Origin of the sequence: Mesorhizobium alhagi CCNWXJ12-2, assembly GCF_000236565.1 — a bacterium.
GTDB classification, from domain to species: domain Bacteria; phylum Pseudomonadota; class Alphaproteobacteria; order Rhizobiales; family Rhizobiaceae; genus Allomesorhizobium; species Allomesorhizobium alhagi.
Map to the genome: position 1 here is coordinate 34,043 of NZ_AHAM01000096.1, position 13,035 is coordinate 47,077.

The 13,035-nt window shown below is 64.6% G+C and carries 20 protein-coding genes; 3 read left to right on the forward strand and 17 right to left on the reverse strand.

Annotated features, from left to right (window positions below):
* The 13 genes from MAXJ12_RS12140 to MAXJ12_RS12200 all read right to left on the reverse strand — a co-directional run bounded on the left by MAXJ12_RS12140 (position 1) and on the right by MAXJ12_RS12200 (position 8,833).
* The gene (locus tag MAXJ12_RS12140; RefSeq protein ID WP_008836161.1) at positions 1 to 492 is read right to left on the reverse strand and encodes a hypothetical protein; all 492 of its coding nucleotides are present in this window, start codon (positions 490 to 492) and stop codon (positions 1 to 3) included.
* An 81-nt stretch (positions 493 to 573) separates the two neighbouring features.
* Entirely contained in the window at positions 574 to 882 is a 309-nt protein-coding gene (locus MAXJ12_RS12145) for a hypothetical protein (protein ID WP_008836162.1), read from the reverse strand.
* Positions 882 to 1,196: an HNH endonuclease signature motif containing protein gene (locus tag MAXJ12_RS12150; protein WP_008836163.1), complete on the reverse strand. Its 315-nt coding sequence runs from the start codon at positions 1,194 to 1,196 to the stop codon at positions 882 to 884. Before MAXJ12_RS12150 ends, MAXJ12_RS12145 begins: the two co-directional genes overlap by 1 nt.
* A 127-nt stretch (positions 1,197 to 1,323) precedes the next feature.
* A complete protein-coding gene (gene nusG / locus MAXJ12_RS12155; protein ID WP_244421485.1) occupies positions 1,324 to 2,007 on the reverse strand; it encodes a transcription termination/antitermination protein NusG in 684 nt (227 codons plus the stop codon).
* A complete protein-coding gene (locus MAXJ12_RS34380) occupies positions 1,976 to 3,205 on the reverse strand; it encodes a helix-turn-helix domain-containing protein (RefSeq protein ID WP_008836165.1) in 1,230 nt (409 codons plus the stop codon). The genes nusG and MAXJ12_RS34380 overlap by 32 nt, the downstream gene beginning before the upstream one ends.
* A 2-nt stretch (positions 3,206 to 3,207) precedes the next feature.
* Complete coding sequence (locus tag MAXJ12_RS12165; RefSeq protein ID WP_244421486.1) at positions 3,208 to 4,416, reverse strand: phosphoadenosine phosphosulfate reductase domain-containing protein; 1,209 nt, start codon at positions 4,414 to 4,416, stop codon at positions 3,208 to 3,210.
* Between the two features lie 2 nt (positions 4,417 to 4,418).
* The gene (locus tag MAXJ12_RS12170) at positions 4,419 to 4,952 is read right to left on the reverse strand and encodes a hypothetical protein (RefSeq protein ID WP_008836167.1); all 534 of its coding nucleotides are present in this window, start codon (positions 4,950 to 4,952) and stop codon (positions 4,419 to 4,421) included.
* Positions 4,949 to 5,455, reverse strand: coding sequence for a hypothetical protein (locus MAXJ12_RS12175; RefSeq protein WP_008836168.1), 507 nt, complete (start codon positions 5,453 to 5,455; stop codon positions 4,949 to 4,951). The genes MAXJ12_RS12170 and MAXJ12_RS12175 overlap by 4 nt, the downstream gene beginning before the upstream one ends.
* Complete coding sequence (locus tag MAXJ12_RS12180; protein ID WP_085983932.1) at positions 5,452 to 7,407, reverse strand: DNA cytosine methyltransferase; 1,956 nt, start codon at positions 7,405 to 7,407, stop codon at positions 5,452 to 5,454. The genes MAXJ12_RS12175 and MAXJ12_RS12180 overlap by 4 nt, the downstream gene beginning before the upstream one ends.
* Positions 7,408 to 7,436: 29 nt before the next feature.
* Positions 7,437 to 7,928, reverse strand: a complete 492-nt coding sequence (locus MAXJ12_RS12185) for a hypothetical protein (protein ID WP_008836170.1) — start codon at positions 7,926 to 7,928, stop codon at positions 7,437 to 7,439.
* Positions 7,925 to 8,248 (reverse strand): hypothetical protein, encoded by a 324-nt coding sequence (locus MAXJ12_RS12190; protein ID WP_008836171.1) that lies wholly within the window; start codon positions 8,246 to 8,248, stop codon positions 7,925 to 7,927. The genes MAXJ12_RS12185 and MAXJ12_RS12190 overlap by 4 nt, the downstream gene beginning before the upstream one ends.
* A complete protein-coding gene (locus tag MAXJ12_RS12195; RefSeq protein ID WP_008836172.1) occupies positions 8,245 to 8,547 on the reverse strand; it encodes a hypothetical protein in 303 nt (100 codons plus the stop codon). The genes MAXJ12_RS12190 and MAXJ12_RS12195 overlap by 4 nt, the downstream gene beginning before the upstream one ends.
* Positions 8,540 to 8,833 carry a hypothetical protein gene (locus MAXJ12_RS12200; RefSeq protein ID WP_008836173.1) on the reverse strand — a complete coding sequence of 98 codons (294 nt, stop codon included), beginning with the start codon at positions 8,831 to 8,833 and terminating at the stop codon, positions 8,540 to 8,542. The genes MAXJ12_RS12195 and MAXJ12_RS12200 overlap by 8 nt, the downstream gene beginning before the upstream one ends.
* A gap of 101 nt (positions 8,834 to 8,934) precedes the next feature.
* Between MAXJ12_RS12200 and MAXJ12_RS12205 the strand changes: the two genes are divergently transcribed.
* Positions 8,935 to 9,129 carry a hypothetical protein gene (locus MAXJ12_RS12205; RefSeq protein WP_008836174.1) on the forward strand — a complete coding sequence of 65 codons (195 nt, stop codon included), beginning with the start codon at positions 8,935 to 8,937 and terminating at the stop codon, positions 9,127 to 9,129.
* A gap of 51 nt (positions 9,130 to 9,180) precedes the next feature.
* The gene (locus MAXJ12_RS12210; RefSeq protein ID WP_008836175.1) at positions 9,181 to 9,612 is read left to right on the forward strand and encodes a type II toxin-antitoxin system HicB family antitoxin; all 432 of its coding nucleotides are present in this window, start codon (positions 9,181 to 9,183) and stop codon (positions 9,610 to 9,612) included.
* Between the two features lie 23 nt (positions 9,613 to 9,635).
* Here the strand turns inward: MAXJ12_RS12210 and MAXJ12_RS12215 are convergent, their stop codons facing one another.
* Together MAXJ12_RS12215 and MAXJ12_RS39845 are read right to left on the reverse strand one after the other, a co-directional pair.
* The gene (locus MAXJ12_RS12215) at positions 9,636 to 10,301 is read right to left on the reverse strand and encodes a DNA adenine methylase (protein ID WP_341872531.1); all 666 of its coding nucleotides are present in this window, start codon (positions 10,299 to 10,301) and stop codon (positions 9,636 to 9,638) included.
* The gene (locus MAXJ12_RS39845; protein WP_341872532.1) at positions 10,288 to 10,533 is read right to left on the reverse strand and encodes a DNA adenine methylase; all 246 of its coding nucleotides are present in this window, start codon (positions 10,531 to 10,533) and stop codon (positions 10,288 to 10,290) included. Before MAXJ12_RS39845 ends, MAXJ12_RS12215 begins: the two co-directional genes overlap by 14 nt.
* Positions 10,534 to 10,577: 44 nt before the next feature.
* Here MAXJ12_RS39845 and MAXJ12_RS12220 point away from each other — a divergent pair, with 44 nt between their 5' ends.
* Positions 10,578 to 11,174 carry a COG1361 family protein gene (locus MAXJ12_RS12220; RefSeq protein ID WP_008836176.1) on the forward strand — a complete coding sequence of 199 codons (597 nt, stop codon included), beginning with the start codon at positions 10,578 to 10,580 and terminating at the stop codon, positions 11,172 to 11,174.
* Between the two features lie 5 nt (positions 11,175 to 11,179).
* On the opposite strand, the gene MAXJ12_RS12225 is transcribed toward MAXJ12_RS12220, so the two are convergent.
* Complete coding sequence (locus MAXJ12_RS12225) at positions 11,180 to 12,730, reverse strand: MT-A70 family methyltransferase (RefSeq protein ID WP_008836177.1); 1,551 nt, start codon at positions 12,728 to 12,730, stop codon at positions 11,180 to 11,182.
* Entirely contained in the window at positions 12,727 to 12,993 is a 267-nt protein-coding gene (locus tag MAXJ12_RS12230; RefSeq protein ID WP_040586010.1) for a DUF2312 domain-containing protein, read from the reverse strand. The genes MAXJ12_RS12225 and MAXJ12_RS12230 overlap by 4 nt, the downstream gene beginning before the upstream one ends.
* Positions 12,994 to 13,035: the final 42 nt, after the last annotated feature.

Consider the following 13,035-nt stretch of genomic DNA (forward strand, 5'->3'; position numbering starts at 1 on the left):
TCAGTTCAGTTTGTCCGCCGCCGCCGCCCGCTGCGCCATCAGTTCTCCCAGCGGCGTGTCGGTGTTCGGCGTCTGCGCCTCGAGCTGCGCCCGTTCCTTCTTGCCGAGCTTCTGCTCCTTCTTCGCCTTCTCGGCACCGACATGGTGCGCGGCCAGGTGCTGGCCCATCAGATCGTTCCGCTCCATCAGCTTGCGGAATTCCTTCGCCGCGGCGACGTTGCCAGCCTTGGCGAATTCCCACAACATGGAGGCGAGGTTGCCCTCGACCCGGTCGCGCGCCTCGTCGCGAAACTTGAGCTCCCGAAAATAATTCTTCCGCAAAGTCGGCGGCGTGATCGAAAGCGCCTTGGCGATCCGCTCGTTGTTCCAGCCGAACGCCAGCAACATCATGACTTTGTTGCGGTTTTGCTCGGTGGGAATGTGCTGCGGCCGGCCGCGCTTTCCCCATCCTTCCGGGATCGGGTCGCCAAGCAGGTCAAAATTCGCGTCCATCGAAAAAAAACCTCTGAATGCCCCCAATGCGGTTAGGGGCCCCAAAGGCCCCAGAGATCCGACCCCCCACCCCCTTGGGGGTCAGGCGGGCTGCTTCGCTCGGATGACTGCGACCTCTCGCTCGACGAGGGCTTTCACCTCAGGCCTGATGTTGCCGTTCGTGAAGCTGTCGTCGATGACGACGTGGCCACCGAGCCCACTGAGCTTGATGACATCGGATCTGTGCTGGACCGTGATCGTCCTGCAGCAGTCAGCAACAAGCTTGCCTCGACGTTCGAAGATGCCCTGTTTCAACCAGCGGCCGATGTCACTCCTGGCCACGATGATGGTTGCACCTTCGTCGGTAAGGCCATCGATCAGCTGCTTGGCCCGATCCATCTGCTCACCCATCAGTACCTCTCCGCCATCCTCTTCGCTCGCGCCGCCGCCGTCTTCTTCGTGTGACATGAGCCGCAAAGGCATTTGACGTTGCGCTTGTCGAGCAGCGCGCCGCCATCCTTCACCTCGACGATGTGGTCACCGAAGATGCGCGTGTTGGTCCGACTGCATTCCTCGCACCGCCTGCCCCGTTCCGCGATGACCTCAGCCATCAGCTTTCGCCACTCAGGCGACAGGTAGAACGGTTCGGCTGTCTTAGGCGCGACCTTCACGGTCCGCGTGTCCATCGTCTTGATGGACGGCCGCATCATCCGGAGCTTGGCCATTGTTCGCTTTTTAAGGGGGAGGAATCGCTTCCATTGCGGTGAGGCTGTCCGCCTCACCTGGGGCCGATGGCGCTGCCACTCAATGTGAGCGTGCGAATCTCTTTCGGCTCGTCCTAGGTGAGATTCGCTAATCCAGTTTGGTGACTTGCGCAAGTTCGAGGTCGATAGCCACGGCACGCCCGAACAGGGAGGCTTCAACCTTGAGCCGCTCGCCCTCACCCAGTAGCACCACGATCGCCTCGAACGACCTGAACGGGCCATCGTCGATCGATACCTTGTCGCCCGCCTTGAGAGCGTTGGTCAGCACCTCGATCGCCTTCGGGTCTTTCTCGATAAAGGCTTGCAGCTTAACGATTTCCTGCTCTTTCACCGGCTTCGGATTGTCCGCTCCGCCGATCACGTCGACCACGCCCTCCAAGGTCTTGAGCCCTGCCCAGGAAGCTGGGCATGATACCACTTTCACGAACAGATAGCCGGGCAGCGCGGGAGCATCGAAGGGCTCCGGACGCTTGCCGTTGCGGCCCCGATGCTTCGGAGGAATGACGCGGCGGGAGGCCATCCAGCGCTCAACATTGGCATCGTCGAGCGCCTTATCCACAGCTTTGTCGCAGCCATTCTCGACGCGAAGCACATACCAACGCGCCTCAGGCCCATCCATGCCCGCCGCGGCGAGCATCGCCTGCTCCCTCCGCGTCAGTGCGATTCGCTGATCGCTCTTCTGCCAGGCGCGATCGATATTGATCGGATCGCCCTTGCGGTCGAGCCAGACGCGTTCGCTCTCACTCAGCCGCTTGCCGTTGACCGCCATCATCGGTGTTTCCCTCGTTGCCCTGCTTCACCGCCTGTTCGAACGCACTCAACGCACCCGGTCCGCCTACCGGGAAATACACCACGGGCTGACGCCCCGGATCCGGAAGCCAAGGCCAGCCGCGCAGTTCGTGCTCCAACCGCCACGCCTCGAATGTGTCGGAGGTGACCGGCACGGCTTCCATCATCGCTGCAAGCGGCTCCAGCGCCGTCGCCACCGTGACGCCCTGCCGGCTTGCCGCCCGATCGTGCATCACGTTGACGCGCGGCCATCCGAGCTTTGCCTGACGCTCCCGCCTCGCCGCCTCGCCCGTCTCGTCCTGCCGCTCCAGCATCTGCCGCAGGAAGCCCGATGGAGGCGGGGGAAGCTGCACCGGCGGCTGCATCAGCTGCTTCAGTCGCCCCCCCTGCCACATCGGCCCGAACGGCGCGGCATCGACGAACAGCGGCTTTTCCGGCTCTTGCGGATCGGCAACCTCGTCGAACAGGTTTTGCCCGAAATAGGTCGAGGGCGCCGGAACGTGGGATTTCTTCTGGGCCTTGAGCAGCGCCAGCCAAGCGGGAAAGCGGCGTTCAGCCTTGTCGCGGTCCTCGGCCGACATGGTCCGCCAGACCTTCATGGCCGGTTCCTTGGGCATGCCGGCGAAGCCAGGCCAGTCCTTCAGCAGGGCCCAGCCGCGAGCCTCGACACGTTTCGGATTTTCTTCCCCATCCTCGCGCTCGCGCTCTCTCTCAATGGAGGGATCAAGGGAGGGGTCTGGAGGGGTTGGTGGACTCCCATTGTCACCCTTAGGCGTCTCCGGTGTCACCCTATTAGGGCCGGTTTTGTCACCCTTGGCGTCCTCGTCTAAGGGTGACTGGGTGTCACCCTTAGGATTGAGGCCACGCTCGGCCGCATAGGCGTCCCAGCCGGCCTTGCTGATCGCCGAAAGCACGTCGAGGTCGAGCGCGTATTCGTTGGTCGAGCGCCGGCCCTGCCCGCCGGCGCGCACCAGCGACAGCAGCCCGATGTCGAGGAATGCCTTGATCTCGCGCTGCACCTGGCGGTCGGAGCATTGCGCCGCGCGCGCCACCGTGGCGATGGCCGGGAAGATGCGCGTGCCGTCGTCCTCGCAGGCGTCGATCAGCTTCAGCAGCACCAGCTTGCGGATGCAGGTGCCCATGTCGGCGCGAAAGCCGGTGCCGAGGAGGAACGCGCTCATCTCTACACCAGAAGCGGCTGCACGGAGCCGTCCGAGAAATAGCTGTCCATGGGAGTGTCGGCCGCCGGCTCGTCGCCGTCCCATCCGTTCGGCCAGGTCTCGGCCGCGATCAGGTCGCGGATGCGGGCTTCCTCTTCATGGTTGAGGATATCCAGCAAAGGACGGCCAAGGCGCTGCGCCACGGCGTTGCATTCCGCCTGAATCGCCAACACGCGATCGAGCCCCATCAGCCGCGCCGCGAATGTCAGCGGGCCCATGCGCTGCGGATTCGCGGCGACCGATCCATCCTTCAGCCGATCGAGGCCTGCCTTGCGGATGCGGTGGCGTGGCTCGCGCAATTCCCGATAGAGCGGCTTCAGCCCCTTCAGCGGCGCGAGATGTGACCACGCCGGCGACGCGACGATCGTATCGAGCGCGAGGTCCTTGCTGGCCAGAGGACAGCCAGCGCAGCCGGTGCGAGCGTTGATCTCGGTCGCTTCGTCGCCGCCGTATGCGTCCGCGATCGCCGCCGTCGCCCAGCCGCCATATTCGGGCATCGGTGCGTAGATGCGCAGCCAGTCCCAAACGTTGCAGACCCGCCAATGGAGCAGCGGCGCCAGCGTCGCGATCCGGCCCCGGATGCCCTTAGCGTTCGGCAGCACCTCCTGATACCAACCCTGCCCGCACTCCGCGCCGTCCTTCCCGCACGACATGGCGATGCGGTCGTCGCGGATTGCGCTTTCGCCCTGGCGGACGCCGGTGATCATCAGGATCTTGCCGTCCAGTTCGCCGAGCCGCGTTTCGAGCGCTTCGGCCATCGGATCGATCTTGATCTGCCGAGTACACCAGCGCAGCGTGTTGTTGTTCGGCGGCGGCACGCCACGCCCGAGGATGTAGACGAGGAACCGCTTGTCCATCGGCGCGCGGACGACCTCGCAGCGGATTCCGCGCGCGACGAGCTGCTCCATGATCCGGCTTGCCGCGATAGCGAGCGGCGGCAGTTCCTGCCGAGTGTCGGCGTAAAAGACGGTTAGGCTCTTCGGTGCCGCAAGGCGGCCGGTATCGATCAGATGGACGATCAGCGTCAGTGTGGCGCTGCTGTCCTTGCCGCCGGACCATGCGATGCCCCAATGGTCATGAGCGGGGCCGTAGGCCTGCATGGATTGCAGCGTGAGTTCGACGGCGTCGTCATAGACGAGCCGCTTCGAACCTTCGAAAAGTGTCGGCTGCAAGCTCAATTCCCCGTCCTCTTCCAGTTCTCGAAATCGCCGCGCATCGCCTTCCAGCGCGCCGCCGCCTGATCGTCCATGTTGAGTTCCTTGCGGCTGTTGATGCCGAGTACCGAGCGCAGCTTCTGGATGCCGCGTGCCGTCGTCAGCGGTTCTTGGAGCCCGTGCCGCGCCGCCAGGAATTCGAGGAATCGCCACTCCGAGCACTTCATCGTCGCTTCGGCCGCATAGTTTTTCCGCATGTCGGCCACCGGCCCGGCCGGCGGCTGACCCTGCCACTCAGGCTGCAGCGCCTTCGTCTTGGCAATGGCCCTGTCGATAAGCGCCAGCAGAAACTGCACCGAGCCGGCCGCGTCGCAGATGAAGGCGATCTCGTCCTCGCTGGCGCCCGGATCGAAGCGCGCGATCGGCAGCAGCATGCCGGTCTTTGTCCTCGCCTCGACAAAGCAGCCTTCGGAATCGTGCACGCGCGTCCACTCAGCCGGCGCGATGCCGGCGAGCTGGTCCCGGATCCGGGCGAGGCGAGCGCCATCCGTCACTCCGCAGCCTCCCCCTCATTTTCACAACCGGTGTGCTTGCCGCCGCCGAAGGCGTAAGTGCGCCACGGCGTCCAGCACCAAGAGCCGCGATCTTTCCAGAAACCCCATTTGCGGCGATCTGGGCCCTTCCACACGATCGTGATGATCTTGCCCGGCTCCGTCGCCCATTCGCCGAGAAGTTCACTGTCAGCCGGCGAAACAACCTTCGCCGCCCGGCCAATTACGCGGTGCGTGAATTCCGCGTTGCGGGCATGAAGGCGGAAACGTTCGACGCGGCGGTATGACTTCTCCCGTCGTTCGGCATCCCAGACTTCTTCCACGTAGGAGACGAGCGGGAACGTCCAGAAATCCCACGGATGGTCATGAGCATCCGGATCGGCGTCACCGCGGTGGAAGATGTGAAGGTGAAGGCGTCCGATACGGAATTGGGTAAGGTATGGCGTCCAATGCTCGCCGTCGGCGCCATAGATTGTTCGGCCGCCGATGAATTGCTTAATGCTCATTCCGCCGCCTCCAGCGCCAGCGCCGGGCGCACGTTGAGCGAGGCCAGCAGCCGCACCATCTCGGGCGGCACGGAATTGCCCACGAGGTGATATTTTTCGGTCTTGGTAAGCCGCCGGCGCTTGCCGTCGATTTCGATCTCGTCAGGCAGCGCACCCGGCTTGAAGCCGTGCGCCGCCGCACCCTCCTCCGGCTCCAGCATGCGCATGCCGATATCGGTGATGACATAGTCCAGACCGCGCACCTTGACGGTGACCAGCCCGTGCCGAGCCTTGGCGGTCAATGCGCCGAGCGGCTCATCTGCCGCCTGGTCCTGCCCGCCACTGCCGTAATACTTCTGGAGGAATGCCAGGATCAGACCGGCATGATTGCCGCCGGCCATTACGGTCGCCGCCGGCTCGGCTATATCGCGGCCTGCAGCATTCGTGCCGCGCAGCGCCAGCATCGAGGCGGCGACTACGGCTTGCTGCGAGCCCGTGGCGGTGCTTGTCGACATCGGCTCGTCCGCAGGCCTGCCAGGATTCACGCCGCCTATCCGCCGGCTGTCATTATTGTGCTGCGCCAGGAACGCCGCGACGATCGCCGCCTTGCTGCCGCCGGCAACCTGAGTGCCGGCTGGCTCTTCGACATCCAGCACGCGCGGTGCCTGGCCCACGCGCTCGCCGTATCCGCTCTGCACCATGGAAACCGCGCAGAGCACGCGGTCTTCCTTTGTCGTCTGCGACCCTGCCGGTTCGTCCATGCCGCGCGGCTCGGATTGCGCCGCCCGTCCGCCGACGCCCATGGTGAATGGCGAAAGCCCGGCCGCCACCACTGCCATGGATGACGAGGTGTGCATCGTATTGACCGGCTCTTCTATGTCGTGGACGCCGTTGCGCGCCGCGCCGCTATGCTGGTCCGTCCGGATCAGCGTCGTTGCCACCAGCGCATGCCCAGCCCCACCTGCCGTGAAGGCGTGCGACGGCTCGTCCGCGGCATAGGTCGGCTTGGCGGAATTGCGCATGACGCCGAGATGCGGAACCACCACGCTCATCTCGCCGCGGTGTGCCGTCGTCAGCGTGCGGAGCGGATCGTCGATCGAATGGACGCGGTCATACCCGCCGGAATGCGTGATCGGCACGATGAACGGCTTTGATGCCGTCACGACATAACGCATGACACCGCGCGCCGTGCGCCGCAGCGTCGCCATGGCCAGGTCCTTCGGTCGCCCGAAGATCGACTTCACTGGCCGCGACCAGTCGATGCAGGTATGCACCCCGACCCATGGCTTCAGGCCTAGCTTTCTGAAAACCTTGCGCGGCGCATGCGTTCGCTCCGGCCATACGATCGGCGAACCGTCGGCCTTGGCGACGCCGAAATAGCGCTTCCGGATCGTTGGAATCCCATGATCGGAGCAGACGATCACGCGGCCTTCGAACGAATAGCCGAGGCCGTGCATGTGTTTCAGCCAGGCGCGCCAGATGCGCCCGCGCTTCTTCGGATCGGGCACAAGCCATTGCTCGTCGACCGGCACGCGCTCGCCGTTGGCCGCGATCGTGCCATCTAGCTTCAACACCCGGCCCGTCGCCGGGTCGCGCTTGGCGATCAAGCCGCCCCATGTCTGGATTTCCGAGACGTTTTCGAGCGTGATGGTTTCCGGCCGCACGGTGCCAGCCCAGCGGCAGACAACCCACGCCAGCGACCGGCGCCGCTTCGACACCGGTTTGCCGCCCTTGGCCACGGAAAAATGCGTGCAGTCGGGCGATGCATGCAGCACGCGCACGCCGCGAGAGCCGCAAACCTCGCGCGGATCGGCTTCGAACACGTCACACTGGAGATGGCGCGTGTGGCGATGCCGCATCTTGTGGACGGCAACGGCGACCGGATCGTGATTGATCGCGACATGAACCGGAAAGCCTGCCAGCTCCAGACCGTCACAACCGCCGCCGAGGCCGGCGAACAGAACGATGGTCATTCGGTTGTCGAGCGGAAACACTGCAGAGTTCAAGCTTCGCCCCCTTCGGCTTCCGTGCCGGCCAGTGTTCTGAAGATTGCCTTGCCGGCGGCAGTCAGCCCCCACGGCGTGGCGCGGCCGGAAAGGCGGCAACCGCGCTCGACCACGCCCTTGCGCTCCAGCGAGGCGATGACGCCGTGCAGGACCGACCCCGACGACATCGAAAGCAGGTAGCTGAGATTGTCCGGCGAGAGCCGGCAGAACCCGTCCGCCTCGGCGTGCAGGCCAATCATGTAGACGACGCCGCGCTGCAGCTTGGTCAGGCCGCTCGCATCGCGCGCCTGGCCGGGTGCGATCTGCTCCGCCGCCGTCTGGCGCAGCAGGTCTTCCACCTTGCGCTCGCCGAACACGCGAAACAGGATCGCGGCGGCAAGCGATGTCGGCGCATCGCCGCGCCGCTTGGCCGCCTGCCTGATTTCTTCGGACAGCGCGCCGGGCAGCGCGACATGCATCGGCTCGGCCCTTTTCCGCGCCGCGCTCATGATACATCCTCTCCGGTGAGCATGCCGGTGCGCCCTGCCCGCTCGATGACGCCGAGCAGCGTCGTGGTCGCACCGGCAAGCGGCATCGAGCCGCCGATGATTCCCCGGTGGCGTGGCCGCGCCATCGCCGCGCGCAACTCGTCGAGATAGGTCCGGCCTTCCTCGAACTGGGCACGGCGGCAACTCTCATCGAACACATCGCGCCAGCGCATGAGCGTGAACACCGGCGCCTCCAGAAGCACCAGCGCGCGCCCGGCGTCGGTCTCGGCCTCGCGCATCTTCTTCACATACGGGTCGAGGCTGTCGGTCGCGTGAGTCATCGTGGGGCAGCCTCGTTTGTTTCACGTCGAACCGACGCTGTAACAGCCTGTTTGAAAACGGCTTTTCGCGTCACACGGCGGCGTTTCACGCCGTCATCGAGAAAGCTCATCGGCTTCAGCCGGAAGGCCCTGCACAGCGTCAGGAAGCTGCCGATGGTGAGGTTCTCGCCGCGCGCGGCGCGGGAGATCATGGCGACGTTGAGCGTCGGGAACGCAGCCGCTGTTTGCCGATACGAAACGCCGTCGAGCTTTCGCGCCACAGCGGCGGCGAAGCGGGCGCGGGCGAAGGGATCAGCCAACGTCCTGCCCTCCCTGGTCGGTCAGCACGACGCCGAAATCGGAAGGGAAATGGCCAAGCACGGCCCACAGCCTGGCGCGCGCTTCAGCGTCCCACAGCCTGCCCATCCACGCCCATTCGATCTGCAGATGCGTCAGGCCGGAAAGCTGCTTCCAGCGCTTTCTTTCCCGCTTGACGGTCGCCTGCATGCCGCAGCGGGAAGGCCTGTCCGCATGCGCCATCACCGCGCGGGCGCGCAGGAAGAAGGCGAGCATGGCCGGCGAGAAGTCTGGCAAGGGCGCGCTCATCCCGCACCTCGCTGCCAACATATTCGCACACATGTGTACGTTTTCAGCTTGCCGTTCGCACACATGTGTGCGAATATCCATGCATAGAAAGGAGGTTTGGAATGAAGCGTGAAGCCCTCATCCGGGAGCTTCGGAAACTGGCCAGAGAACAAGGCAAGTCTTTCGAAGTGCAGAAGAACAGCGGAAAGGGCTCTCACTATCTCGTCAGGTTCGGCGGCAAGCGCACCATCATCAAGTCGGGCGAACTGCGACCGGGATATGTGAAGCTCATCAGGCAACAGCTGGGGGTCGATTGACCCCCAGCAATGAGCCCTGCGCTTCACCAAAAAAAGAAAGGAAAAGGAGCAATGAAGTATGTCTATGCCGCCCATCTCGCGCCGGAAGCGGATGGCGGATTTCTTGTGACGTTTCCGGATGTTCCGGAGGCGATTACCCAGGGCGACGACCGTGCCGACGCCCTGGCCAGCGCCGCAGAGGCGCTGGGTCTGGCGCTGCGCGGCGTTCTGGTAGACGGCGAAAGCCTGCCGGCGCCAGTGGCATCGGGCGGCGACCTGGTGCCGGTCGCGGTCGACCCGGAAACGGCGATGAAGCTCGCCGTCGTCGAGGCCTTCCGCGCCGCCGGCATTTCCAAGACCGAGCTTGCCCGCCGTCTTGGCAAGGCCGAGAACGAGGCGCGCAGGATCCTCGACCCCGACCACGGCACGCGCCCGGCTTTGCTGGCCGCGGCGTTGGCTGCACTCGGAAAGCAGGTGGTGGTCGACGTTCGCGACGCAGCCTGAAACGAGGGCGGTTGGGTGAGCAATCATCCGACCGCCCTTTCACATTCGGCAAACAGCGGCGTGCCATGCCCGCCAGCGCGGACCTCCAGCGCCGCCGCGCAGGCAGGATTGAGCCACAGCACTTCGGTGCGAGGGCGCGCGCCATCGGCCAGCGCTTCCCGCTCGAACCGTGTCCAGCCCGGCAGGGCGCCGTCATAGAGCGGGTGGGGGTAACCGGAGAGCACCACCATGCCGGCGAGGCCGCGCAGCGCATCGAGCAGCGCCACATGGTCGGCGTCGCTCATTTCGTGGCGATATTGGTGCTTGGCGTCGTTGGGATTCTTGCGGTTGCGGGTCGCATGCACATAGGGCGGATCGACATAGAAAAGCGTGTCGGCGCGATCGTGCGCGGCCATCACCACCAGCGCCGGGCGGTTCTCGATCGTCACGCCGCGAAAGCGCCGCACCACCGCCTCGAGCGTTTCGGGGTACCCGGCCCAGTCATGCGCCGGCGTGGTGCCCGACCTGGAAGAGTTGGCGCGGAATCCTGTAGTGCGATGCCCGCGCCCCATGTCGGAATGGGCGTTCGACCCAAATCCCATGAAGGCGCGGATGATCAGCCGGCGGGCGCGCTCTACAGCATCGTCGGTCGGATCCCAGCCAAGCTCAAACTCGGCACGGGCGAAGGGCGTAAGCTCAAGCAGCTGCATGAGCCTGCCCCCCCCCGGTCGGGTCCTGGAGCACCCGGAACAGATTGACCACGTCGCCGTCGAGATCGTTGTAGACCTCGGCGTAGGCGCTAGCCTTGCGCAGCAGCACCGAGGCCGCGCCGCCGAACGGCTCGACATAGATCCGGTGCGGTGGAAAGTGCCCGATGATCCACGGCGCCAGCAGCCACTTGCCACCATGCCAGCGAAGGACGGGACGGGAGGGCGCGTTCATGCCGCCCTCGCCAGTTGTGGACGCAGTGTGCTATTCGGACGGCGATGGGGGAAAATTTCTGGAATTCCGTAGAAATTGTCGGAAGCGCCGCATGTCGCGGCGACCAATGCACCATTCAGGCATGGCTTGTTGCTCTGGGTTCCCTCGGCGTGTTGCTGACGCTGATCGTCCTCTGGCAGACGCTTCGTCACATGCGGCGGTCGAGCGAGCGCCAGTTGCGGGCTTACATGTACGTGGGATCGTCGACCATTTCCGGGCTTGCTGCAGGCAACATGGAAATGAAGCTGGTGATCATGAACACAGGTCAGACGCCGGCTTACAGCGTCAATATTTCTGGCAACTTTGTTGCAGGCTCGCCAACCACGATTGATTTTGAAGCGCAACCGACTGCGACAAAGGCCCTGGGCGACATTGGGCCGGGACAGACAAAAACTCTCAAGTTTAGCCCTGAGGAGCCTAAGCCCGCAGACATCAGGCAAGGAATGCAAGCGGGCGTTTGGAAACTTTTCGTCTTTGGCGTCATTTCTTATCGCGACGCATTTGACCATGACAGGACGACGAAACTCAGGCTCGAAGCACCACCTATCGGTGCGGAAAGCGCGGACCTTGTTGTCTGCGATGAAGGTAACGTCTCCGATTGATGCCATCATGCCGGCACCGCCTTGCTCGGGCGCCCGCGCTTCTTGGTGGGAACGTCAGCGGCATCTGCAATTGGCGCTAAGTTCACGGCGTCGCCGTCGCTGGCGGCCTCGACCATGCGCCCGAGTTCAGCCAGGCGCTGTGCGCCGCCGACGGTTAGTTCCTTGCCGGCCCAGATCAGGCCACGCTCGTTCAGGCTGTCGATCAGCGGCCCCTTGACCGTGACGCCGGCGCCGATCGCGCCGAGCGCCTTGAATTCGGCCAGTTCATCGGCCGTGACCGACGAACTGGCTGACGCTGTTCCCTGTGACTCCGCTGCGCTGTCGACCGCGACGGCGGGGGCTTCTTCAACAGGTGGGGCTTCGGGGCATTCTCCGCTCAGTTGCGGCTTGTCCTCTCGCGTCACTCCCCGCTCGGATTCCTCTCCGGCTTCAAACCCCCAATGGTCCCAGCCCGGCCGGGGCGAGCGGCAGAACATTTCAAGCTTTGGAACGCCGGGATAGAGCCGCTCGATCTGTTCGGCATACCAGTCGGGTTTCGCGGAATGCGCGGCGACGGGATGCTCGGTGCATTTCTGCGGCTGCGTTCCGGGCAGGGGCGCCGGCACGTCGCCGCGCGTGCCGATCAAGAGTAGTTCGAGATTGTCGAAACTCCAGTAGCCGGTGCCAAGCTGCTCGCCTGGATAGACCTTCTTCCAGCCCCAGAAGGATTTGAACGTGAAGCCCCAGGCCTCCATGATGCGCAGGCCGTTGGCGAGATCGGTCACCCAAAGGAACAGCACCCCGTCCTTGCCCGCCGGGCAGCCGAGATCGAGGATCGCCTGCAGGTCCATCGTCGGATAGTGGTTCTCGGCGCTCTTCTCCCGGCCGGTAACCTCGGAATGGACAAGGAACTTGTGTGGCGGGTCGGCGTAGATCACCGGGTAGGTTGGACCGGCCTCGCCGTCCTTCCACCACACCCGCGACGTTGCCTTGCCCCGCTCCGCCGTCAGCTGCATCGTGGCGATGCGCACGGTGTGGCGCAGCTTCTGCTGCTCGGCGCGCAGGCCCTTGGCGACCTTCATCAGTTCGCGCCGATTGTCGGCATCGGGCATGAAGGAGGTCTTGATGGTCTTGCGCGCCGGCTGCTTGACGCCGTCGCGGCCCTCGACCTCTTCATGGTGGCTAATTTCGCCACCATCGACCATGCGCTTGCGAACCGTCTCGACAGTCGAGTGATGAACGCCGAGCATGCCGGCGATCGCCCGCGACGAGATCGAGGGTGTGTCGCGCAACTGGTCGGCGATCACCGCCTGCTTCTGCGCTGTGGTGAGATGCCGGCGCGAAACGTTGAGTTCGCGGGCAAGCTTTCGCTTGTCGGTTTCGCTGAGCCCCTTGCGCACGAAGCGCGGCCAGTCGACCAGGCCAAGGCTTTCGCAGATCGCAACGCGGTGATGACCGTCGAGGATCTCGCCGTCCTCGTCGTATTCAACCGGCACGAGCACGCCGTGCGCGATGATCGACGCCTCGAGCGAGGCATATTCTTCGGCGGAAAGCGGCGGGAGGAGCTGGTATTTCATTCCATCCCCAGCGCAGCTTTGTAAAGGTCAAGGATCGCCTCGGCCTCCTGGCGTTCCGCCTGGTCCATCTTCCGCAGCTTGATCAACGTTCGGACGGCCTTGGTTTCGAATCCCATGGCCTTGCACTCGGCGTAGATTTCCTTGCGGTCATCGGAGAGCGCGTCGATGTCCTCCTGAACGCGCTCGATGCGCTCGATGAAGGCGCGCAGCTGACCAGCGGCCACCGTCTGCGGCCCGCTCGCCTCCTCGGCCTCGGCCTTCATCTTGGAGCCGGGTCGTTCCCGCGCCGGTCCGCGCGGCGTGTA